17 protein-coding genes are annotated in these 21,922 nt (G+C 73.1%); 13 read left to right on the top strand and 4 right to left on the bottom strand.

Annotation, left to right across the window (positions count from 1 at the left end):
• Nucleotides 1-28: 28 nt before the first annotated feature.
• Nucleotides 29-1,003 carry a serine protein kinase RIO gene (locus tag ACXET9_RS03405; protein ID WP_457884824.1) on the bottom strand — a complete coding sequence of 325 codons (975 nt, stop codon included), beginning with the start codon at nucleotides 1,001-1,003 and terminating at the stop codon, nucleotides 29-31.
• A gap of 795 nt (nucleotides 1,004-1,798) precedes the next feature.
• On the bottom strand, nucleotides 1,799-3,517 hold the full coding sequence (locus ACXET9_RS03400; protein ID WP_457884822.1) for an amidohydrolase: 1,719 nt from the start codon (nucleotides 3,515-3,517) through the stop codon (nucleotides 1,799-1,801).
• Between the two features lie 199 nt (nucleotides 3,518-3,716).
• Here ACXET9_RS03400 and ACXET9_RS03395 point away from each other — a divergent pair, with 199 nt between their 5' ends.
• The 10 genes from ACXET9_RS03395 to ACXET9_RS03350 all read left to right on the top strand — a co-directional run bounded on the left by ACXET9_RS03395 (nucleotide 3,717) and on the right by ACXET9_RS03350 (nucleotide 15,166).
• On the top strand, nucleotides 3,717-4,733 hold the full coding sequence (locus tag ACXET9_RS03395) for an ATP-binding cassette domain-containing protein (RefSeq protein WP_457884821.1): 1,017 nt from the start codon (nucleotides 3,717-3,719) through the stop codon (nucleotides 4,731-4,733).
• 89 nt (nucleotides 4,734-4,822) lie between these two features.
• Complete coding sequence (locus ACXET9_RS03390; protein ID WP_457884820.1) at nucleotides 4,823-5,668, top strand: ABC transporter permease; 846 nt, start codon at nucleotides 4,823-4,825, stop codon at nucleotides 5,666-5,668.
• A gap of 240 nt (nucleotides 5,669-5,908) precedes the next feature.
• Nucleotides 5,909-7,144 carry a sensor histidine kinase gene (locus tag ACXET9_RS03385; RefSeq protein WP_457884818.1) on the top strand — a complete coding sequence of 412 codons (1,236 nt, stop codon included), beginning with the start codon at nucleotides 5,909-5,911 and terminating at the stop codon, nucleotides 7,142-7,144.
• Complete coding sequence (locus tag ACXET9_RS03380; protein ID WP_457884816.1) at nucleotides 7,141-7,785, top strand: response regulator; 645 nt, start codon at nucleotides 7,141-7,143, stop codon at nucleotides 7,783-7,785. Before ACXET9_RS03385 ends, ACXET9_RS03380 begins: the two co-directional genes overlap by 4 nt.
• A gap of 79 nt (nucleotides 7,786-7,864) precedes the next feature.
• A complete protein-coding gene (locus ACXET9_RS03375) occupies nucleotides 7,865-8,791 on the top strand; it encodes a Na+-dependent transporter (protein WP_457884814.1) in 927 nt (308 codons plus the stop codon).
• A 160-nt stretch (nucleotides 8,792-8,951) separates the two neighbouring features.
• Nucleotides 8,952-9,341: an Imm10 family immunity protein gene (locus ACXET9_RS03370; protein WP_457884812.1), complete on the top strand. Its 390-nt coding sequence runs from the start codon at nucleotides 8,952-8,954 to the stop codon at nucleotides 9,339-9,341.
• A 108-nt stretch (nucleotides 9,342-9,449) separates the two neighbouring features.
• Entirely contained in the window at nucleotides 9,450-11,915 is a 2,466-nt protein-coding gene (locus ACXET9_RS03365; RefSeq protein ID WP_457884990.1) for a heavy metal translocating P-type ATPase, read from the top strand.
• Nucleotides 11,916-12,106: 191 nt separating this feature from the next.
• Nucleotides 12,107-13,321, top strand: a complete 1,215-nt coding sequence (locus tag ACXET9_RS03360; RefSeq protein WP_457884811.1) for an SHOCT domain-containing protein — start codon at nucleotides 12,107-12,109, stop codon at nucleotides 13,319-13,321.
• 75 nt (nucleotides 13,322-13,396) lie between these two features.
• Nucleotides 13,397-14,815: a TFIIB-type zinc ribbon-containing protein gene (locus ACXET9_RS03355; RefSeq protein ID WP_457884809.1), complete on the top strand. Its 1,419-nt coding sequence runs from the start codon at nucleotides 13,397-13,399 to the stop codon at nucleotides 14,813-14,815.
• Nucleotides 14,816-14,845: 30 nt separating this feature from the next.
• Nucleotides 14,846-15,166 carry a hypothetical protein gene (locus tag ACXET9_RS03350; RefSeq protein WP_457884807.1) on the top strand — a complete coding sequence of 107 codons (321 nt, stop codon included), beginning with the start codon at nucleotides 14,846-14,848 and terminating at the stop codon, nucleotides 15,164-15,166.
• 74 nt (nucleotides 15,167-15,240) lie between these two features.
• On the opposite strand, the gene ACXET9_RS03345 is transcribed toward ACXET9_RS03350, so the two are convergent.
• On the bottom strand, nucleotides 15,241-15,861 hold the full coding sequence (locus ACXET9_RS03345; protein WP_457884805.1) for a M23 family metallopeptidase: 621 nt from the start codon (nucleotides 15,859-15,861) through the stop codon (nucleotides 15,241-15,243).
• A gap of 168 nt (nucleotides 15,862-16,029) precedes the next feature.
• On the opposite strand from ACXET9_RS03345, the gene ACXET9_RS03340 reads away from it, so the two are divergent.
• Nucleotides 16,030-17,259, top strand: coding sequence for an endonuclease/exonuclease/phosphatase family protein (locus tag ACXET9_RS03340; protein WP_457884803.1), 1,230 nt, complete (start codon nucleotides 16,030-16,032; stop codon nucleotides 17,257-17,259).
• A 126-nt stretch (nucleotides 17,260-17,385) separates the two neighbouring features.
• Nucleotides 17,386-18,405 carry a sulfurtransferase gene (locus ACXET9_RS03335; RefSeq protein WP_457884801.1) on the top strand — a complete coding sequence of 340 codons (1,020 nt, stop codon included), beginning with the start codon at nucleotides 17,386-17,388 and terminating at the stop codon, nucleotides 18,403-18,405.
• 602 nt (nucleotides 18,406-19,007) lie between these two features.
• Here ACXET9_RS03335 and ACXET9_RS03330 read toward each other — a convergent pair.
• Nucleotides 19,008-20,810, bottom strand: a complete 1,803-nt coding sequence (locus ACXET9_RS03330) for an alpha/beta hydrolase (RefSeq protein ID WP_457884800.1) — start codon at nucleotides 20,808-20,810, stop codon at nucleotides 19,008-19,010.
• A 149-nt stretch (nucleotides 20,811-20,959) separates the two neighbouring features.
• On the opposite strand from ACXET9_RS03330, the gene ACXET9_RS03325 reads away from it, so the two are divergent.
• The gene (locus ACXET9_RS03325) at nucleotides 20,960-21,901 is read left to right on the top strand and encodes a phosphoglycerate dehydrogenase (RefSeq protein WP_457884798.1); all 942 of its coding nucleotides are present in this window, start codon (nucleotides 20,960-20,962) and stop codon (nucleotides 21,899-21,901) included.
• The last annotated feature ends 21 nt before the right edge of the window (nucleotides 21,902-21,922 follow it).

Genomic DNA, 21,922 nt, shown 5'->3' with positions numbered 1-21,922 from the left:
GCGGTGGGCGGGGACGCCAGTGCGGCCGTCAGTGCGGGGCGGCGACCGCCTCCTCGAACCAGCGTCCGGGATCGACGAGCTCCGCCGGGGCACCGTGGGCGCGCAGCCAGGTGCACACGTTCTCGCAGTCGCGGCGCAGGAACCGCTCGCCGGAGGGGTTCGCGATCAGGTCGATGACCTGCGGGACGTCGATCACGACGAGCCGCTCGTCGGCCTCCCGCGTATCCACGAGGACGTTGTAGGCCGAGAGATCCCCGTGCACGAGACCGAGTGCGGCGAGATCCATGACCACACCGTGGAGCTGCCGCGCCCACTGCTCAGCGCGCTCGGGCGTCGGCCGACGTTCGTGCAGCCGCGGTGCGGCGACGGGCGTGCTGTCGACGGTGCTGTGGGTGGTGCTGTCGACGGCGGTGCTCGCGGACCCGCCGACGGTGCCGATGAACTCCATGAGCACCTCGGTGCCGACGATCTGCACCGGATACGGCACCGGCAGCCCCGCGGACCACAGCCGCGAGAGAACGTCGAACTCGGTGCGGGCCCAGCGGTCGGCGGCCGCCTCCCGGCCGAACGCGGATCCGCGGGCGATCGCGCGCGCCTCGCGGGAGTCCTTCACGCGCCGCCCCTCGGTGTACTGGGCGGAACGATGGAAGGAGGAGTGCTGGTCGGAGCGGTAGCGCTTGGCGACCATGGGGGCGCTCTCGCCCTCGGCCCCGGTGCGCAGGGTCGGCGGGAGGGCGCGCTCGATGAGGAACGCGTCGGCCTCCTTGCCGGTCTTGAGGACGCCCAGCTCGGTGTCGAAGGCGCCGTCGTGCGCGACGACCCAGGCGGGTCGGGGATGGGGCCCGCGGTCGAGCGTGCGCGCAGTCTCCGGCCAGGTCGACCAGCGCTGGTCCGGTCCCGGCTCCTCGTAGAGAGCGTGCGGGTCATCGGGGTCGGCGTCGGCGAGGCCGGTGGGCACGAGCGAGGTCGAGTAGAAGCTGTCCCAGTCGAAGGACGAGGTCATGGCGAGGGTCTCCTGAAGGAGGGGACCTGCGGGCGCGGGGCGGCGGGGACGCGGGCGGCGGGGCCGTCGGGCGGTGCCGAGGGCGGCGGAGCCGGGGGGCGATGCCGTGAGTGGCGGTGCCGTGAGAGAGGGGGCGCCTCAGCAGGTCGGAGCGGACGGGAGGAGGGCAGGGGTCAGGACGGTGACAGCCATGGGGTCCTCCTTCGCTCGGGGTCGCTCGGGTCGGGTGTGCGGGGCGGTGCGGCTCCTGCGCGGGGTGGTGCGCGACCGATGGGCATGAGGCTATTCGCCGGTCCGCGCGCGGGTCCAGCGAATATTCGCCGTGGTGATGCTCCCGGGGTGCCCGTGGTCGCGGTCGTGACCCGGGTGGTCGATGCGCCACGGCGTCACCCAAGCATCCAGCCACGTCGCCATCCCGGTGGATGAGTCGACGGCGAGCGCTGCGCATCATCATGCGGAGGGCTTATGCCGAGGGCTTATACGGAGGGATCCACTGGCCCTCAACTGGTGCTGAAGCGCTCCATTTCCGGGGGTTTCTGCCCACTCGGCTGAGCCTGCTCTGGGTCTGCTCTGGGGTGCAGGCAAGCGGCGATCAGGTGCGCGTGATCCGTGGGGTCGTGCGGACGAGTGCTGGGCGAGGCGCTCGCCGAGGGGCAGTGCTGGGGCGAAGCACGGCAGTGGCCCTCAGCAGTAGCTGAAGCGCTTCATTTCCGGGGACTCCTGCCCACTGCTCAAGGAAGCTGGGCAGGAGTCCCCAGCGCCTTCCCTGCCCCGCCCGGCTCTACCTGCCCGCCCTCACCGCTCCGCGGCCAGGTGACCGGCGACGAAGGTGGCGAGGACCTGGGTCGAGCGGAGGCGGTCGGCCGCTTCGCGGGCGGCGCTCTCGAGCATGAGACCGTCGACGCCGACCGGGACGTCGGCGAACGGACCCGAGATATCTCCGGAGCCCGAGGCATCTCCGGAGCCCAAGGTTCTCACGAAGCCGGGTCCGCTCACGACGTCTGGTCCGCTCACGACGTCTGGCCCGCTCACGAAGCCGGACCCGCCCACGGCGCCCGACGCGCCCCCGCCCAGGAGCACCACGTCGGCGGGGCCGCCGACGGCGAGGTCGGCGATCCCGTTCGTGGAGGCGGCGAGGGCTTCGCGGGGCTGGAGCTGCTGGGAAGGGAACCAGGCCGGACGGTCGTCGGCGCTGCGGTGGACGGCGGCGGCCATCGCAAGCCACGGGTCGATCGGCGCGACGGGGGAGTCGGAGCCCATGAGCAGCGGGACTCCGGCGTCGACGAGGTCGCGGAAGCGGTAGCAGAGGCGTGCGAGGTCGGGCCACACCTCCGTCGTCGGATCCCGGTCGTCGAGGAGATGGGCGGGCTGGACGGAGGCGGTCATGCCGAGGGCGGCCATCCGGGCGACGTCGACGTCCTCGAGCATCTGCGCGTGCTCGATGCGTCCGCGCAGGCCGCGGGCGGCGAAGGCGTCGAGCACGACCTCGGCGGCGGCGTCGCCGATGGCGTGGACGGCGGCCTCGAGGCCCAGCTCCTGGGCGCGGCCGAGGTAGGCGTCCAGCTGCCCCGCGTACTCGCTGAGGACGCCGTAGCCCGCGTGCCCGCCGTCGGCCCCGCCGTAGCCCGCGTGCCCGCCGTCGGCCTCGCCGTCAGCCCCGCGCCCGCCGTCGGCCTCAGTGTCGGCGACGAAGGCGTAGGGGTGGCGGCAGTAGGCGGAGCGGGAGCCGAGGGAGCCGTCGGCGATCACCTTCAGCGGGCCCATCGTCACCAGGCCCGATGCGTCGACGATCGTGCCCGTCGGCCCCGGGACCTGCTCCATCGTCGAGACGTAGGCGGCGGTGCGGACGCGCATGCGCACCGGGCGGCGCCGCCACAGGTCCCAGTTCGGGCCCCATTCCATGTCGGTGAGGCCGACGATGCCGCGGGAGAGGGCGTCGGCCTGCAGCTGCTCGACGCCGGCGGCGAGGGAGGCGGCGACGCCGGGGAGGTCGTCGAGGTGGGCGACGGCGTCGAACCATTCGTCCTCGGCGACGATCCCGCGGTGCGGCGGGAGGCCGAGACCGACGAGCGCCGCCGAGCTCATCCAGGCGTGGTGCGCGTCCCCGCCGATCAGGACGATGGGGGTGGTGTCGCCGCCGACGGCGTCGAGGGCTGCGACCGTCGGCTCGCCCGCCATGTCGACGAGGCGGTGGCCGAAGCCGACGAGCGCCTCGCGCCGACGTCCGTCGCCGCGCTCGAGGGTCCGGGCGGCGAGGGCCTGCTCGACGGTGCGCAGCATGGCGTCGACCGAGGCGAGACCGGAGGTGTCCAGGCGCGAGTAGCCCTGGGCGGTCTGCCCGACGTGGACATGGTGGTCCCACAGGCCGGGGATCGCGAGCGCCCCGTGGGCATCGTGGACCTCCTCGCCGGTCTGCGGGGCGAGGTCGGGGCCGATCGCGGTGATCGTGCCGTCGAGGGCGCGCAGGGAGACCGGGCGGGCTGAGGGGGAGAGGCGGATGTCGCGGAGGAGCACGCTCCGAGCGTAGCCAGCGGACTCCGCCCCCGGCATCCCGCACACACTTCCCGCGCCGTGCACCCCGTGGCGTGCGCCCCGTGGCGACCCCTCGCAATGACAGCTGTCACCGCCGTGGCCCGCGTCATGACAGCTGTCACCGCGCACTCGTGACGGCGGGGGATCGCGACCAAGGGGGCCCGGAACGGAGGGTGGAGCCATGAACCCCGCCGACGCCCCCGCCGTCCCCGCCGCTCCCGCCGTCCCCGCCGCCGCAGCGACTCCCACCGCTGCCGCATCGTCCACCGCCGCGTCCCCCGCCGCCCCGCCCCCGGCCATCGCCCTGCAGGGTCTGACCAAGCGCTACGGCGAGGTCACCGCTGTCGACGGCCTCGACCTGACGATCCCGCGCGGGCAGATCCTCGCGCTGCTCGGCCCCAACGGCGCCGGGAAGTCCACCACCACGGAGCTGATCCTGGGCCTGGCGACGCCCGATGCCGGCAGCGTGGAGGTCCTCGGCACGACGCCGGCGGATGCGGCCCGGCGGGGTCTCGTCGGCGCCATGCTCCAGAACGGCGCCCTGCTCGAGGACGTGCCCGTCCGGGCGATGCTCTCCCTGGTCGCGGGCGTGTGCTCGCATCCGCAGCCATTGGACAGCGTCATCGAGCAGGCGGACATCGCGCCGCTGCTGCGGCGCAACACCTCCAAGCTCTCCGGCGGCGAGGCGCAGCGGGTCCGCTTCGCGCTCGCGCTGCTGCCCGACCCCGAGGTGCTGCTGCTGGACGAGCCGACGGTCGCGATGGACGTCGAGACCCGTCGCCGCTTCTGGGAGCGGATGCGCCGGGTCGCTGCCGATGGCCGCACCATCGTCTTCGCCACCCATTACCTGGAGGAGGCCGATCAGCAGGCCGGTCGCGTCGTCGTGATCGACCGCGGCCGCGTCGTCGCCGACGGGACCGGCAGCGAGATCAAGGCGCGCATCGGCGGACGCGTCATCACCCTCTCGCCCGTCGCCCCGTCCGGGGCGGAGCGCTGCGAGATGCTCGGGCGCCTCGCCGGGGTGTCCTCCGTCGACGTCCTCGAGGGCGGGCGCCTGCGCCTGGCGACCTCCGACTCCGACGCCACCCTCGCCGAGCTCTTCGCGCCCGGCGGTCCCGTCGCGGGCGGCCTCGTCCAGGACATCGCCGTCTCCACGCCGAGCCTCGAGGACGCCTTCGTCCAGCTCACGAGCCACTGACCCGCGCCCCGAACGCACCCCGCACGCTCGCCCCACGCACTCCGTAAGCACCCCGCACGCTCGCCCCGCCTCTCCCTCAGGAGCACGCCATGACCACTGCCAGCCCGACCTCCGTCCCCGCGCGCGCCGCCTCCGCGGTCGCCGCCCCGTCCCGTCCGGCGCTCGCCGGCGCGCCGACGGTCTCGCAGCTGCGCCGCACGGTGCGCTTCAGCGCCGACTCGACGCTGCTGACGCTGCGCAACGGCCTCTTCCTCTTCTTCACGATCGCGCTGCCGGTGATCATGTTCCTGATGTTCAACTCGCTCTTCGGCGGGTTCGAGCAGGGCACGACGACCGTCGGCACCGTGATGATGGTCCGCATGGCCGCCTACGGCGGGCTCGGCGCCGCGATCAACGCGGGCGCGATGGTCCAGCTCGAGCGGGCCAACGGCTGGCTGCGCCAGCTGATGGTCGCGGGACTGTCCCCGCGCTCCTTCGTGATCGGGAAGATGGTCGCGGCGATGGCTGTCGCCCTGCCGGCGCTGATCGGCGTCTACATCGCGGGGCTGACCATCGGCGACGTGCATCTGAGCGTCGGCGAGATCGTCTCCTCGCTGCTGGTGCTGTGGGCCAGCATGCTCCCGCTCGCGGTCCTCGGTCTCGCGCTCGGCCTCGCCCTGAAGCCCAGCGCCGTGGGCGCCGCCGCCACGATCGGCATGATGCTGCTGGCCGTCGCCGGCGGCCTCTGGTTCCCCTACGAGATGTTCCCGGAGTGGATGCAGACGCTCTCCCGCTACACCCCGACCTTCTGGATGGGCGACCTGGGCACCTGGGCGATCACCGGCGAGGGCCTGCCGGTGCGCGGCGTGATCACGCTCGCCGCATGGACGGCCGTGCTGGGTGTCGCCTCCGCGCTGCTGATGGGACGCGCGACCCGCGCCTCCTCCCGCCGCTGAGCCGCCGACGCCGCCGCTGAGTTGCCGGCGCCGCCGCTGAGCCGGCGGCGCCCGGCGCGACCCGCACCGTCCGGCGCCGGGTCGCGAACCCCGCCACCCGGTGGGGGAGCGGGAAGGACGAGAGCTGGAAGAATCGGTCCGTCCGGGACAGGGTCCCCGGGCGGGCCGACGAACAGGCCCAGCGAACAGGCCCGACGAGCAGGCCAGACGAGCAGGCCCGACGAACGGACGGAGGCGCCCATGGACCGGATCGGCGCGGCGCGGCGGCTGGCCGCGGCGGAAGGGGCGGCGGCGTCCTGCAGCGAGGATCGCCGTGCGCTGAGCCCGCGCGGGCTGACGCAGGCGCTGATCTCCTCCGGCGCGGTCTGGTACACGGCGCCGTCGCTGCTGTTCCTGCTGCTGGTGATCATCCCGGCGTTCTGGTTCGACAACCCGCTGCAGAGCGCCGCGATCATCCTCGTCGCCCTCGCCTACGGGACGATGTTCCTCTACACGCCGGGCATCCGCTCCTACCGGCCCCGCGTCGCGGTCGGCTGGCTGGCGGTCATGTGGGTGCTGCTGGCGCTGCTGGCCCTGCTGATCCGCGAGAACGTCGTCTACATGGTGATGTATGCGGTGATCAGCCATGCGGTCGCGCTGCCGTGGCGGATCGGGCGGCTGTGCGTGCTGCCGGTCGCCGTGCTCTTCTCCGTGCCCGCGCTGCTGCTCGATCAGCCGACGGCGATCGTCCTCGCCGTCGTCGGCGTGGTCATGTCCCTCGGGATCGGCTATTCGATCGACCAGGAGATCCTGCGGGAGCGCCTCGCGGCCGCCGAGCAGCGCAACGCGGTGCTCGCCGTCGCTGCCGAGCGCGAGCGGATCGGCCGCGACCTCCATGACATCCTCGGCCATTCGCTGACGACGATCACGGTCTCCGCGCAGCTCGCGCGGCGCCTGCTCGACGCCGACCCCGAGGCCGCCCGCGCGCAGATCGAGGAGATCGAGCGCCTGTCCCGCCAGTCCCTCGCCGACGTCCGGGCGACCGCGAGCGGCATGCAGCAGGTGCGGGCGGCGTCCGAGATCGCCTCGGCGCGCAGCGTCCTCGCCGCCGCCGGCATCGAGGCCGACGTCCCTGCCGCGCTCCCCGAGCTCGACGACGAGTGCGCCGAGCTGCTCGGCTATGTCATCCGCGAGGGCGTCACCAACGCCGTGCGCCATTCGCGCGCGACCCGCTGCACGATCCGCCTCGAGGCAGACCGGGTGGTCATCGCCGACGACGGGGTCGGCTTCCGCGCCGACCGCGCCCGCACCGGTCTCGCAGGCCTCGAGGCGCGCCTCGCCGAGCACGGCGGCGAGCTGCGCATCGCCTCCGGCCCCGAGGGCACCTCCCTCACCGCGATCCTCCCCGCCGCCGACGGGACGGCCCGCCCGTCGGCCGCGGCATCCGCCGCCCCGTCGGCCGACGACGGCCCCGCCTCCGAAGGAGTCCTCCGATGACCGCCGCGATCCGCATCGCCCTCGCCGACGACCAGGCGCTCCTGCGCAGCGGACTGGTCGCCCTGCTGCGTCTCGAGCAGGGGATCGACGTCGTCGGCGAGGCCGCCACCTGCGCCGATGCGCTCGCCGTGGTCGAGCGGGAACGGCCCGACGTGCTCCTGCTCGACGTGCAGATGCCCGCGGGCATCCTCCCGGACGGCACGCCGGGGCCCGCTGACGGCATCGCGGTCGCGGAGCGGCTGCGCGCCTCCGGGGCCGACGTGCGGGTGATCGTCCTGACGACCTTCGGGCGCGCCGGCTACCTGCGGCGGACCCTCGAGGCCGGTGCGCAGGGCTTCATGGTCAAGGACGCGCCGGTGGAGCGGCTCGTCGACGGCATCCGCCGGGTTCGCGATGGTCTGCGGGTCGTCGACCCCGAGCTCGCCGCGCAGTCGCTCGCCGTCGGACCGGACCCGTTGTCGGCGAAGGAGGCGGAGGTGCTGCGTGCGGCCGCGCTCGGCGGCAGCACCACCGAGATCGCCGCCCGCGTGCACCTGTCGGAGGGGACCGTGCGGAACCACATCTCCTCCGCCATCGGGAAGCTCGGCGTCACCAACCGCGCGGAGGCGGTCCGCGCGGCGACCGACGGCGGCTGGCTGTGAGGCGGGAGGCAGCGTGACGCCGGCTGCGAGGCGACCGGCTGTGAGGCCGACGGCGGGGCCGGACGCGTAGTCTTCTGCGGTGAGCGAGCTCGAGTCCCTGCTGGTGTCCCTGATCCACGTCAGCGTCCCCGGCTTCGCGATCGCCTCGATGCTCTCCATGGGCCTGCGCACCCCGGTGCGCGCCTTCGCCGCCCAGCTGCGGGACCGGCGCACGGTCTTCGCGCTCGTGGGCGCCAACTTCGTGGTGATCCCCGCGGTGGGGACGCTGCTGCTGTGGATCCTCAGCCCGTTGATGCCGCATCAGGCATCCGAGGGCTTCATCATCGCCCTGTGCGCGGCCGGCGCTCCCTTCGTGCTGCAGCTCGGCGCGATGGCGCGGATCCCCTTCGAGGAGACCGCGGGGCCGATGGCGGTGATGCTGCTCGGCTCCATCGTCTTCATGCCGCTGGTCGTGCCGTTCCTGCTGCAGGACATCGCGGTCGACGGCTGGGCCGTCGCCCGCCTGCTGCTGGGCACGATGCTCTCGCCGATGCTCGCCGGCATCGTCCTCGGGCGCGTGTTCCGCACCCGCGCCGACCAGCTCGCGCGCTATGCGGGCGCCGCCGCCGCGGTCTTCGCCGTGCTCATGTTCCTCTCCGGCTTCGGCTCCAACGCCGACGTCCTCATCGACCTCGTGCTCTCCCCGGCGCTCCTCGTCGCCGCGGGCCTGGTCGCGCTGGCCTTCGCCTGCGGACGCATCGCCGGAGACCTCGCCGGCGACACCCTCACCGTCTCCGACGGGCCCGCGATCCTCTCCAGCCAGCGCAACATCGCCGCGGCCCTGCTGGTCGCCCGCGCCGACGGCACGAACGAGTCGCTGATCGTCGCGATCCTGCTGCTGTCCGCCGTCGGCTTCGTGATGCTCGTGCCGTACGCCGTGGTCACGGGCGTCATCCGCCGACGCCGCGCGGGGGAGCGGACCAGCCTCGGGGTCATGCTCGGCATCGTCGGCCCGCGCGCCGACTGACGCGCCACCGGACCCGGACGCGCAGCACCCGCAGACCCCGCCCCGACGCGCAGTGCCCGCTGATCCCGCCCGGACGCGCAGTACCTGCTGACCCCGCCCGGACGCGCGCTTCCGGTCCGGGTCCTGGTGCGAGAGCGGTTCCGGTGGCAGAGTCTCGCGTGTGATCAGGGCAGGATTCATCCGCAGCACCGAGGACGGCTACGAGGCGATCGTGCTGCTGGACGAGGAGTCCGGCGACACGATCGAGGTCCAGCGCTCCCTCGCCCCCGACCCGCAGGACGCGGAGCTCGGGATGGACACCTACGCGATCGTGCGCGGCGGGGCCGCCGTGCACTACGGCGGTCTGGACCGGTTCGCGCTCGAGGGCGGCAGCCTCGTGCTCGACCTCGATGCCGGGGCCGCCGGAGCGCTCGACCTGCCCCAGCAGGTCGAGCTCGTCCTGGACGCCGAGGCGGCCGCCGTCGTCGCCGAGCACCTGCCGCGGATCGTGTCGCCGACGGAGCGGACGGAGCGGACGGAGCCGATGGAGCCGGCGGATCCGACGGACTGAACGGGACGGAGCGTCCTCCCGGCGTACCCCTCGGGGGTCTACAGTCGAGGCGTCCGCCCGAACCGGCAGGAGGCCGCCGTGACCAGCCCGTCCCCGTCACCGTCCCCGATGCCCGCGGCGGCGGGCTCGTCGACCGCAGCGTCGTCGAGCGCGTCGTCGTCGAGCGCCTCGTCGCCGATCCCCTCGACGACGCTCCAGGTCATCGATCTCGAGGTCGGCGGGATGACCTGCGCGAGCTGCGCCGCCCGCATCGAGAAGAAGCTCAACCGGCTCGAGGGAGTCAGCGCCGCCGTCAACTACGCGACCGAGAAGGCCAGCGTGCACGTGCCCGAGGGCACCACCGCTGCGGACCTCATCGCCGTCGTCGAGCGCACCGGCTACACCGCGCAGGTCCCGGCTCCGCCGGCCCCGGCCCCGTCGTCGGCCGACGAGAGGACCGGCACCTCCGGCGACGGAACCGGCGCAACCGACGCGACCAGCGGGACCGACGCATCCGCCGCGACCGACGGGGCGGGCGGGCCCGGCGGCGAGCGGGAGGACCCCGAGCTCGCCGCGCTCCGTCAGCGGCTGATCGGCGCCGCGATCCTCTCCGTGCCGGTGATCGTGCTCGCGATGGTCCCGGCCCTGCAGTTCGACCACTGGGGCTTCGCCTCGCTCGTGCTCGCGGCGCCCGTCGTGGTCTGGGCCGGCTGGCCCTTCCATCGCGCCGCCGCGATCAACGCCCGGCACGGCGCGGCGACCATGGACACCCTGGTCTCGATCGGCACCTCGGCCGCGTTCCTGTGGTCGATCCTCGCGCTGTTCGTCGGCACCGCCGGCGAGCCCGGGATGCACCACTCCTTCTCCTTCGCGCTCGAGCGCTCCGACGGTATGGACAGCATCTACCTCGAGGTCGCCGCCGGGGTGATCACCTTCGTGCTTCTCGGCCGCTACCTCGAGAAGCGGTCCAAGCGGCAGGCCGGCGCGGCCCTGCGGGCGCTGCTGCGGATGGGCGCGAAAGAGGTGTCCGTCCTGCGCGGCGGAGAGCACGGCGGGGGCGGCGACGGAGAGCATGGTGGGCAGGAGGAGCGGATCCCCGTCGGCCGGCTCGTCGTCGGCGACCGGTTCGTGGTCCGGCCCGGCGAGACCATCGCGACCGACGGCACAGTTCTCTCCGGCACCTCCGCCGTGGACCGCTCGCTGCTGACCGGGGAGTCCGTCCCCGTGGAGGTCGGCGAGGGCGATGCGGTGACCGGCGCGACCGTCAACGTCGGCGGACGCCTCGTCGTGCGCGCGACCGGCGTCGGCGCCGACACGCAGCTCGCACGGATGGCGCGGCTCGTCGAGGACGCGCAGTCCGGCAAGGCCGAGATCCAGCGCCTCGCCGACCGCGTCGCCGGCGTCTTCGTGCCGATCGTGCTCGTGATCGCCGCCCTCACCGTGGCCGGCTGGCTGATCGCCGGCGGCGGCCCGATCATGGCCGGCACCGCCGCGGTCGCCGTGCTGATCATCGCCTGCCCCTGCGCGCTCGGCCTCGCGACGCCGACGGCGCTCCTCGTCGGCACCGGCCGCGGCGCCCAGCTCGGCGTCCTCATCAAGGGGCCCGAGGTGCTGGAGTCCACGCGCCGCGCCGACACCGTCGTGCTCGACAAGACCGGCACCGTCACCAGCGGCACGATGACCCTGCAGGAGGTCCTTCCCGCCGCCGGCGTCGACCGCGCCGAGCTTCTGCGCCGCGCGGGCGCCGTCGAGGCCGCGAGCGAGCATCCCCTCGCCCGCGCGATCGCCGACGCCGCCCGCGCCGAGCTCGGGACGCTCCCGGTCGTCGAGGGCTTCGCGAGCGTCGCCGGCCGCGGCGTGCGCGGCACGGTCGACGGCACGGAGGTGCGCGTCGGGCGCGGGCTGCTCGCAGCCGACGGCGCCGGTCCATCGGGCGCGGCCGACGGGATGGACGCCGGGCTCGTCGCCGCGCGGGATGCGGCGCGCGAGGCGGGCCGCACCACGATCCCGGTGATCTGGGACGGGCGCGTGCAGGGCCTGCTCGCCGTCGCCGACCGGGTGCGGCCGACGAGCGCCGAGGCCGTGCGCGAGCTGCGGGCGCTGGGCCTCGAGCCGATCCTCCTCACCGGCGACCACGAGGCCGTCGCCCGCGCCGTCGCCGCCGAGGTCGGCATCGACCGCGTCATCGCCGGGGTCCTGCCCGAGGACAAGGTCGCCGTCGTCGAGGGCCTCCAGCGCGAGGGGAAGGTCGTCGCGATGGTCGGCGACGGCGTCAACGACGCCCCTGCCCTGGCCACCGCGGACCTGGGCCTGGCGATGGGCACCGGCACCGACGTCGCCATCGAGGCCGCCGACATCACCCTCGTGCGCGGCGACCTGCGCGCGGCCGTCGACGCCGTCCGCCTGTCCCGGCGGACCCTCCGCACCATCCGGGGCAACCTGTTCTGGGCCTTCGCCTACAACGCGGCGGCCATCCCGATCGCCGCCCTCGGCCTGCTGAACCCGATGCTCGCGGGCGCCGCCATGGCCTTCTCGAGCGTCTTCGTGGTCACCAACAGCCTGCGCCTGCGCCGCTTCCGCAGCGTCGGCCGCTGAGCGGGCGGGCGCGGATCGGACGACCGCCGGCTGGCCGGGCGCGACCGGGCGGGCGCCGACCGGGCGGTCGCCGGCTGGCCGGGCGCTGCTGGGATAGTCGACTATCCCATTTGCGGCGCTTCCGGACGGGGTCCAGGAACCTCCGGCTACGATGGGCCGCGTCACATCATGGGGATCAATGAGGAGGCGACATGGGATTCATCCAGGCATTCAAGGGCGCTGTCGGCGGCATGCTCGCGGACCAGTGGAAGGACTTCCTGACCATCCCGAACGGGCTGCCGCAGACGGCCGCCCTGTTCCCCGCGGTCCCGCAGGGCACGAACGCCGGGCGCGGCTCGAACACCCGCGGCTCCGAGAACGTCATCACCAACGGCTCCAAGATCCTCGTGCCCCAGGGCTACGGCCTGATCACCGTCGTCGACGGCCGCGCCACCGGCCTGGTCACCGAGGCCGGCGGCTACGAGTTCAACGACTCCTCGCCCGACGCGAAGTCGGTCTTCGCGGGCGACAGCATCCTCGCCTCGACCGTCGGGATGTCCTGGGAGCGCTTCAAGTTCGGCGGCCGCCCCGGCTCCCAGCAGCTCGCGTTCTACGTGAGCCTCAAGGAGCTGCCGGACAACCGCTTCGGCACCCAGTCGGAGATCTACTGGGATGACGCGTACCTGAACACGCAGGTCGGCGCCGTCTGCCGCGGCTCGTACACGATGCGGATCGTGGACCCGCTGCTGTTCGTGCACAACTTCGTGCCCGCCTCCTTCATCTCCGCGAACGCCCCGGTCTTCGACTTCGCCGACCAGGACAACGCGGCCGGCGCGCAGCTCTTCACCGAGGTCGTCGGCTCCCTCGCCGCCGCCTTCTCGCGCTACACGAACGATCCCGACAAGGGCAACCGCATCTCCCGCATCCAGGGCGACTCGGTCGGCTTCGCGCAGTCGCTCTCCGCCGCCGTCGAGGAGGGCTACCGCTGGTCCACCGACCGCGGCCTCGCCATCGTGAAGACGGCCATCGCCTCGATCGAGTACGACCAGCGCACCCGCGAGCTCCTCGTCGACGTGCAGAAGGCCGACGCCCTCTCCGGCGCCCGCTCGCAGTCCTTCATCAACCAGGCCGTCGCGCGCGGCGTGCAGGGCGCCGGCGAGAACGGCGGCGGTGCGGGCCTCGCGATGTTCGGCATGGGCGCGGGCGCCGCGGGCGGCCTCGTCAACCCGGTCCAGCAGGGCTTCCCGCAGCAGGGCGTTCCGCAGCAGGCAGCGCCCCAGGCCGCCCCCCAGCAGGCGGCGCCGCAGGCCGCTCCCGCGGCGGAGGACCCGGTCGCGAAGCTCGCCCAGTACAAGCAGATGCTCGACCAGGGCCTGATCACCGCGGAGGACTATGAGGCGGCGAAGAAGAGCGCGCTCGGGCTCTGACCCGAGCCCGAGCCTGAGCCTCAGCCAGCCCCGAACGAGACCCGAGACGAGACCCGAGACGAGACCCGAGACGAGATGAGCGTTCCTCCGCAGAGCCCCGCGCCCGGGTACGGCGACGGGCGGGACCCGCGTCAGCAGGTCCCGTCCGCCCCGCCGGTGGGAGCGTCTCCCGTCGGGCCGACGGGCGGGCAGCAGCCTGGGCAGCCCCCGCAGCAGCAGCCTGCACCGTCGGCCGCGCAGCAGCCTGCCGGGCAGCAGCCTGCGTCGTCGGCCGGGCAGCAGCCGCCGGTCCCTCCGCAGGGCGACGGCAACCGGATCATCGACACCAGCGTCCAGCGCGACGACGGTCTCGACAAGTGCCCGCGATGCGGCAGCACGGATATCCGGTATGACATCAACGCCAAGGCGCTGACCTGCACGTACTGCCGGTATCAGTGGAACGAGGACAACGCCGAGCAGACCTTCGGCCTGGACTCCGCGATCCACGAGCTGCGCGGCCACACGATGGCCTCGGGCACCGCCGACGTGCGGGAGGACGTCTCGATCGTCACCCTGAAATGCCAGGGCTGCGGCGCCGAGGTCGTCATCAACGCCGACGAGTCCCTCCAGGCCCGCTGCCACTGGTGCCGTCAGACGCTGTCGATCAACACGCAGATCCCCAACGGCTCCGTGCCGGACGCGATCCTGCCCTTCTCCCTCACCCGGGAGCAGGCGATGGCGAAGATCCAGGAGTTCGTCGACGCGCGCCGCACCTTCGCCGCCTCGAAGTTCAAGGAGGAGTTCGTCGCCGACAACGTCATGGGCGTGTACATCCCGTACATGATCGTCGACGGCAATCTGCATGCACAGCTGCGCGGCACCGGCGAGGTCACCACCCGCCAGTACACGGTGCGACGGAAGGTCAGCGAGGACAACTACGTCACCGAGACGTACTACGACGCCGACGTGTACGCGGTCCAGCGGTCCTTCGACATCCTCGTCGACGACCTCGCCGTGGAGTCCGCCGCACGCTTCACCGCGCAGGACAACTCGCAGGCCACGAACAACATCCTCAACGCGGTCCAGCCGTACGACACGCGCAACGCCGTCGCCTACAACTCCAACTACCTCAAGGGGTTCACCTCCGAGCGGCGCGACCTGAACATCCGCGACGTCGACTCCGACGTCGAGGACAAGTTCCTCGCGATCGCCCGGGCGAAGGCGCAGCCCACCGTCTCCCGGTACGACCGCGGCGTGCGCTGGGAGCAGGAGGGCGTCGCCGTGCGCGGCACCCGCTGGGTCGCCGTCTACGTCCCCGTGTGGCTCTACAGCTATGCGGAGTCCGCGACCGGGAACTCCCTGACCCACTACATCGCCGTCAACGCCCGCAACGGCAACACGATGGGCTCCGTGCCCGTCTCCCATCCGAAGATCTTCGCGCTGTCCTGCGCCCTGGGCACGGTCGCCGCGGTCGTCGCCGGGGTCATCGGGTTCGGCTGGTTCCTCGCCGGCTGACGCCGGCCCATCCCTGAGAGGAGGAGCTCGATGCTCCCGCTGCTCGCCGAGATCATGGCGGACCCCGCCGCGCCCGCGCTCCTGGCCGACAACAGCGACGGCGCCGTCGGCATCGCCTTCCCGTTCCTCGCCGGCCCCGGCGTCTTCCTGGCCGTCTACCTGGGCATCTACCGGCACTACCGCAACACCGACAAGCGCTTCACCTTCGAGAAGAAGACCGATGTCGCCGTCGGCAACCTCAAGAGCGCCGACGGCCGACGCGGCACCAACAACCGTCAGCGCTCGCGCCGGATGAGCGGCGCCAACGAGAGTTCCCACCTCGAGCGGGTGCGCCGCATCCGCGTCGAGTGAGGTGGAGCGAGGTCGCGTGAGGTCGAGCGACGTAGCGTGAGGCAGCGAGGGGTCGAGCGCGACGGTGGACGTCGCTACTCGCCGACGTCGATGACCTCCCCGTTGCGCGGGAGGGCTCCCCGGAAGGTGAGGGGCACTGCTGCGGCGTGCTCGACGGCGAGTGCGGTCATCGCCTGGATGTGAACGTGCGGCTCGGTGCTGTTGCCGGAGTTCCCGCACTGCGCGAGCACGCCGCCTCGCTGAACGTGCTGTCCCGTCCGGACGTGCAGGCTGCCTCGTCGGAGATGGCAGAGGGCGACCACGATGCCTCGGGACTCGATGAGCACATGGTTCCCGGCCAGGGCGGTCCACCCGGCCCGAAGCCGCCGCCGCTGGGTGAGGGCGTAGCCGAGGGACGGTAGTCCGCGGTGCGCGGGATGGTCGGGTTCGGTGTCGTGCGCGGCGACGACGATGCCCTCGACAGGTGACAGGAGCACGCGTCCGAAGCCCGGGAACCTCTCCGCAGGTTCGGGGCGCATGAACGTGCTGAACGTGATGGGCGCGGTGCGTCCGGCGTCATCGGTGGGAACGAAGTCGATGGCGCAGGAGGTGGCGAGCAGCGCCGTGCCGTGGCTGGGCACGCGGTCGGCGGGGCTGTTCTGCACGAGCCATCTGCCCGTGAACGGGTACTCCAGATCGATGGAAGAGACAGCCACTCGGATCCTTCCCGTCGTCCGGCGTCGATCCCGCGCGCGGGACGCGCTCCCGCTTCGCTGCGCGCACGCCCCCTCCCATCTCCTCTCCTCCCGTCGTCGGCGCCGCGGCGGTCCACACGCCGTCGGACGTCCTGGCGGGTGCCCCCGGAGGCGTGCACAATGGATGCCATGCCTTCGACGATCAGCCGACGTGGAGCACTCACCGCCGCCGCAGCCGCGACCCTCGGGATCCCCGTGCTCAGGGGGATCGAGCAGCCCGCCGCGGCGGAGGCCTTCGGGGCCCGGGGCGCGAACGTCCGCTTCGCGACCTACAACGCCGCGCTGAACAGGGCGACCGAGGGCGGGCTGATCGCCGACCTGAAGAACGGCACCAACACCCAGGCGAAGGCGATCGCGCAGGTCATCCAGATCAACAATCCCGACGTCCTGCTGCTCAACGAGTTCGACCACGACGACGACGGCGAAGCGCTCGAGCTCTTCCGCAGCAAGTACCTGCAGGTCGGGCAGAGCGGCTGCACCCCGGTCTACTACCCGTACTCGTACTCGGCGCCCGTGAACACCGGCGTCCAGAGCGGACTGGACCTCAACGGCGACGGCTCCGCCTCGGGCCCCGACGACGCCTGGGGCTACGGCGACTTCCCCGGCCAGTACGGGATGGTGGTCCTCTCCCGCTACCCGATCCTCACCGAGCAGGTGCGCACCTTCCAGAAGCTCCTGTGGTCGGCGATGCCCAGCAGCCTCCTGCCCGTCGAGCACTACGGCGCGGAGATCGCCGCGAAGCTCCGCCTGAGCTCCAAGTCCCATTGGGACGTGCCCGTCCAGCTCGGCAACGACACCGTCCACGTCCTCGCCGCGCACCCCACCCCGCCCGGCTTCGACGGCGACGAGAAGCGCAACAAGCGCCGCAACTACGACGAGATCCGCCTGTGGGCGGACTACATCACCGGCGGCGGCAGCGCGTCATGGATCGTCGACGACGAAGGCACCGGCGGCGGCCTCGAATCCGGTGCCTCCTTCGTCGTCATGGGTGATATGAACTCCGACCCGGCCGACGGCGACTCCTGGCCCGGCGCGATCACCCAGCTCACCCGTCATCCGCGCATCCGCGACACGAAGCCGGCCAGCGAGGGCGGTGCCGAGGCGGCGACGACCCAGGGCGGCATCAACGCCGAGCACACGACCGACCCCCGCTACGACACCGCAGACTTCGCCGAGGACGGCGGCCCGGGCAACCTCCGCGTCGACTACGTCCTCCCCTCGAAGGACCTCCACCACGTCAGCTCCGGCGTCTACTGGCCTGCCTCCGGGCAGCCCGGCAGCGAGCTCACCGGCGTCCACCCCTTCCCCACCTCCGACCATCGCCTGGTCCGCGTCGACATCCGCATGACGCGCCTCTGAGCGCGAGCGGCCCTCCCACCGCACTCGGCTCTGCGCCCTTCCGTCGTTCCGCGCCCTTCCGTCGTTCTGCGGCGCGACCGGCGCGAGCCGCTCTCTTCGCCGGTCGGTGCGCCGTACGCTGAGCGCATGCCGACCTCCGACGCTCTGCCTCCGATCATCGACGTCGATCAGCTGTCCGCGCTGATCGCGGCCCCCGTCGCCTCCCACCCGCTCCGACCGCTCCGCCTGCTCGACGTGCGCTGGGCGCTCGACGGCTCCAAGGGCCGTGACACCTACCTGGCCGGGCATCTTCCGGGCGCCGTCTACATCGACCTCGACACCGAGCTCGCCGCCCCCGCCCGGCCCGAGGCCGGACGCCATCCGCTGCCCTCCCCGGACGACTTCGCCGTGAGCCTCCGCCGCGCGGGCATCGACGAGGGCGACCGGATCGTCGCCTACGATGACTCCGACGGCGGCCCCGCCGGACGCCTCGTCTGGATGCTCCGCGCCCTCGGCCACGACGCCGCGCTCCTCTCCGGCGGCCTCACGGCCTGGACCGCTGGACGGACCGATGGGCGGAACGCGGCCTCCGACACCACCAGCGCCCCGGGCGCTCTCGAGACCGGAGAGCCTGACCCGGCGCCCGCCCCGGGGAACGTCCGTGCGCGGGAGTGGTCCTCCGACGTCATCGTGACGATCGACGACGTCGCCTCGGCGTCCGCGTCCGCGTCCGCGTCCGCGGCCTCGGCCTCGGCGTCCGCGACATCGGCGTCTGCGACATCGGCTGCCGCGGCTTCGACTGCCGCGAGCGGCTCAGCCTCGCCGCTGATCATCGACGCGCGCGCCGCCGCTCGCTACAACGGGGACACCGAGCCCGTCGACCCGCGCGCCGGACACATCCCCGGTGCCGTGAACCTCCCCTACGCCGGGAACCTCGATGCCGACGGACGTTTCCTCTCCCCGGAGCAGCTGCGCGACCGCTTCGCCGCAGCAGGGGCCGACGTCGATCGCGAGGTCATCGTCTACTGCGGCTCCGGCGTCACCGCCAGCCACGACGTCCTCGCCCTCGAGCATGCGGGCTTCACGAAGGTGCGCCTGTTCCCCGGCTCATGGTCCCAGTGGAGCGCAGACCCCTCGCGCCCCGCCGCCACCGGCCCGACTCCCTGACCTCGACGCCCTGACGCCCGGACCTCGATGCCCCGGCTCCCTGACGCCTTGACGCCTTGACGCACTGACCCCGACTCCCTGACGCCCTGACGCCCTGACGCCCCGCAAGTTCGGACGTGATGCCCTGGTGATTCGGGCACGATGCCCCGGGGGAAGCGGCATGGGGCTCGAAAGCTTGTGCTGCAGCGCGCCCAGTGGGCATGAGCGATCTGATTAAGCGCTTAAAACCTGTAGCTGATGGACACTCGGCGGGAGGGAGGCGCGGCGGGCGTGCTCGGGAGCTGTGGGAGTCTCCGGGCTGCCTCTTGGGCCCTTCTGAGGTCATCGGGAGGTCCGCGCTCCGCACGAGGGTGGCCCGCTTTCGTCGAGTGGGCATGAGTGACCTGATGAAGCGCTTAATAAGTGGTGCTGGTGGACACTCGGCGGCTGGCGTGAGCCGAGCCGAGCTGAGCCGAGCCGAGCTGAGCCGAGCTGAGCCGAGCTGAGCCGAGCCGAGCTGAACTGACCTGAGCCGAGCCGAGGCCAGGCGAGCTGAGGAGAGGCCAGGCGAGCCGAGCCGAGCCGTCCAGCCGCGCCCGCCCGCCCGCCAGCCCCTCGCCCCCTCACACCCCGCTGTGCTCGCGGATCGCGCGGATGATGGCCTGGTGGCGGCGTCGTCGGGCGTGGGGGTCGAGGGTCTCGCCGCGGGGGCCGCCGTCCTGCTCGAGGACGGCGGCCCAGATGGGGACCATCTCCTGGTGGTAGCTGTGGCCGTGCCCGCCGGGGGACTTGACGGAGAGGGGCATGTCGGAGGCGATCTGCCAGAAGCTGATCCAGGGGAACCAGCGGACCGAGCGGCTGACGTCGTGGCCGGAGCGCTCGCGGAGCCAGGCGGGCTCCTCCCAGAGCAGGGAGGGCTGCCACCAGACGACGGGGTCGGAGGGGTGCTGGGCGTAGACGATGCGGGGCGAGGTCCAGTCGGTGTAGAGGCCGCCCCAGTAGTTGCGCTCGAGGTTGCGGGGACGGGTGACCACGCGAATGTGCTCGCCGTCGGCGAAGACGGGGGCGACGGCGGGTGAGCCGGGGCGGGCGTGCTCGGCGAGGTGCTTCCACAGGGGCGTGAACGAGGGGGTGCCGGTCCAGACGGCGCCGTCGACCTTGCGGAGCATCTCGGGGACGTCGCGGAAGGCGGCCTGGCCGCCGAAGGAGCCGAGGGACTCGCCGGCGACGAAGAAGCGGGGGCGGCGGTCGCGGGGGAGGGCGTCGAGGCGTCGTCGGACGGCGGCGAACAAGAGGCGCCCGGCCTCCTGCGGGGTCCGACGGTCCAGGACGTAGCTGAGCCCGGAGGTGTAGACCGAGTACTGCAGGGAGGCGGTCGCGCAGTCGCCGCCGGTGAGGAACTCGATCGCCGATAGCGACCATTCCTGGAGCCAGCCGGTGCCGGTGCCGGTGAAGAGCACGAGCGTCCCGCGGTCCCAGGCGCCGGTGCGGTCGAGCTCGGCGATGACGGCCTCGACGGTCTCCTCGAGGGTGCGGGAGGTGGACTTCCCGGCGTAGACGCGGATCGGCTCCATCGCCGGATGCTCGACGGTCTCGGCGATGACGTCGGCCGTGGCGCCGCCGGAGACGATCTTGCGGCCGGGCGCGCCGAGCGACGTCCAGGACTCGTGGGAGGCGGGGCTGCCGGAGCGCAGCGGGGAGGCGGGCCGGGGCACGTCGGGCGATATGCGCCGGTTCGCGGCCTCGGCCCGCTCGATCATCTGCTCGAGGACGCGCCCGCGCAGGAGCCGGTCGAGGACGATCGCGACGGTCGCCGCCGTCAGGGCGAGGGAGACGATGCCGACGGTGCGGGTGGGCAGGTAGGGCCGCAGCAGCGCCCGGTACATAGACGCCGTGGCGCGGACCCCGCGCACCACGACCAGTGCGGCGAGGGAGGCGGAGAAGCCGCCGGCGGTGCCGACGACATGGGTGGCGAGGTTCTTGGGCTTCTGCTGCACGAGATGGCTGATCTCGCGCTGGCGGAGGACGCCGCGCACCCACGAGTAGGCGGAGATCCCGATCAGGGCGGCGGCGCCGACGAGGCGGGCGCGGTCGCGATGGTCCTCGGCGATGTCGAGCCGGAGGCCGATCGCGCGGGCGCCGCGCAGGGCGAGCTTCTCGGCGACCACGCCGGTCGTGTAGCCGTAGATCTGCGAGAGGCCGATGTTCAGGGACCACATCCACGCGGTGCGCGGGAGCAGGCTGGGGGAGGTGGAGATCCACCCGGTCGCCGCGGCGCCGAGGAATCCGCCGGTCGAGAGCGGACGGGTGATCGCGGTGCGCCGCACGCGGGCCCGGGTCGCGCGGGTGACCGACCGGGTGATCCGGGCGGCGCCGACCAGTGCTCGGGCGAGGCTCTTGGCAGGGGATCCGGAGCCGGGAAGCATGCGCGCAGGCTATCCGACCGCATCGTCGTGCGCATCGACCGGACGGTGAACGCTCGACCCCCGTCTGTCCGCCCCGTCGGTCCGACGGACGCCCGGCTGGGCCGACGGACGCCCCAGCGGGCTCGTCGGACGGGTCGTAGCCTGGAGGAATGAAGATCCTCCTCCCCGACACCATCGCCCTCGCCCCCGAGCTGCCCGAGGGGTGGGAGTCCGCGGTCGTCGACGCCCGCGCCGAGATCCCCGCCGAGCACCATGACGCCGACGTCCTCGTGCTGTGGGGCCCGTCCCGTCGTCATCTCGCCTCCGCCGCCTCCGACCTGCCGCGACTGCGGTTCGTGCAGTCCTTGTCGGCCGGGGTGGAGGCGATCCTCGCCGCGGGCTTCGCGGATGACGTGGTCATCGCGAACGGTGCGGGTCTGCACTCGGCGACGGTCACGGAGCACACGACGGCGCTGCTGCTGACGCTCGTCCGTCGGATCCCCGAGGTGCTCGAGGCGCAGGAGCGCCGCGAGTGGTCCTCGGAGCTCGGCGGTCTGCAGCCCCTGCATCCGGAAGGCCGTCTGACGACGCTGATCGGCGCCGAGGTGCTGATCTGGGGCTTCGGGCAGATCGGGCAGATGCTCGCCCCGGTCCTGCAGGGGCTGGGCGCGACCGTGCGCGGCGTCGCCCGCAGCGCGGGGGAGCGCAGCGGCTTCCCCGTGATCGCCGAGTCGGAGGTGCGCGCGGCGCTCCCGACGACGGACGTGCTGATCAACATCCTCCCGGCGACCGATGCGACCCGCGGGATCGTCGGCGCCGAGGTCCTCGCGGCGCTGCCGGACCATGCGCTGCTGGTGAACGTCGGCCGCGGCGCGACCGTCGACCAGACCGCACTGCGCGCGGCGCTCGAAGCCGGCACCCTCGGCGGCGCCGCCCTCGACGTCACGGACCCGGAGCCGCTTCCGGCCGACGACCCGCTGTGGGGAGCGCCGAACCTGGTGGTCACCCCGCATGCCGCGGGCGGGCGTCCGGTCGGGGCCGACGAGCGGGTCACGCGCAACCTGCGGGCCTTCGTCGACGGCACCGAGATCTACTCCGTCGCCGCCCGCTGACACGCGCCGACGGCCGGCGGC

This window comes from Brachybacterium netajii (SeqCode) (assembly GCF_054114245.1).
This window is presented reverse-complemented; position numbering and strand designations above follow the sequence as displayed.

Excerpts from the sequence above, each read along its gene's own strand:
- ACXET9_RS03350 (WP_457884807.1), top strand. The coding sequence starts at position 14,846 with ATGCTCCCGCTGCTCGCCGAGATCATGGCGGACCCCGCCGCGCCCGCG.
- ACXET9_RS03365 (WP_457884990.1), top strand. The coding sequence starts at position 9,450 with ATGCCCGCGGCGGCGGGCTCGTCGACCGCAGCGTCGTCGAGCGCGTCG.
- ACXET9_RS03325 (WP_457884798.1), top strand. The coding sequence starts at position 20,960 with ATGAAGATCCTCCTCCCCGACACCATCGCCCTCGCCCCCGAGCTGCCC.
- ACXET9_RS03385 (WP_457884818.1), top strand. The coding sequence starts at position 5,909 with ATGGACCGGATCGGCGCGGCGCGGCGGCTGGCCGCGGCGGAAGGGGCG.
- ACXET9_RS03380 (WP_457884816.1), top strand. The coding sequence starts at position 7,141 with ATGACCGCCGCGATCCGCATCGCCCTCGCCGACGACCAGGCGCTCCTG.
- ACXET9_RS03405 (WP_457884824.1), bottom strand. The coding sequence starts at position 1,003 with ATGACCTCGTCCTTCGACTGGGACAGCTTCTACTCGACCTCGCTCGTG.
- ACXET9_RS03340 (WP_457884803.1), top strand. The coding sequence starts at position 16,030 with ATGCCTTCGACGATCAGCCGACGTGGAGCACTCACCGCCGCCGCAGCC.
- ACXET9_RS03330 (WP_457884800.1), bottom strand. The coding sequence starts at position 20,810 with ATGCTTCCCGGCTCCGGATCCCCTGCCAAGAGCCTCGCCCGAGCACTG.
- ACXET9_RS03360 (WP_457884811.1), top strand. The coding sequence starts at position 12,107 with ATGGGATTCATCCAGGCATTCAAGGGCGCTGTCGGCGGCATGCTCGCG.
- ACXET9_RS03395 (WP_457884821.1), top strand. The coding sequence starts at position 3,717 with ATGAACCCCGCCGACGCCCCCGCCGTCCCCGCCGCTCCCGCCGTCCCC.
- ACXET9_RS03390 (WP_457884820.1), top strand. The coding sequence starts at position 4,823 with ATGACCACTGCCAGCCCGACCTCCGTCCCCGCGCGCGCCGCCTCCGCG.
- ACXET9_RS03355 (WP_457884809.1), top strand. The coding sequence starts at position 13,397 with ATGAGCGTTCCTCCGCAGAGCCCCGCGCCCGGGTACGGCGACGGGCGG.
- ACXET9_RS03335 (WP_457884801.1), top strand. The coding sequence starts at position 17,386 with ATGCCGACCTCCGACGCTCTGCCTCCGATCATCGACGTCGATCAGCTG.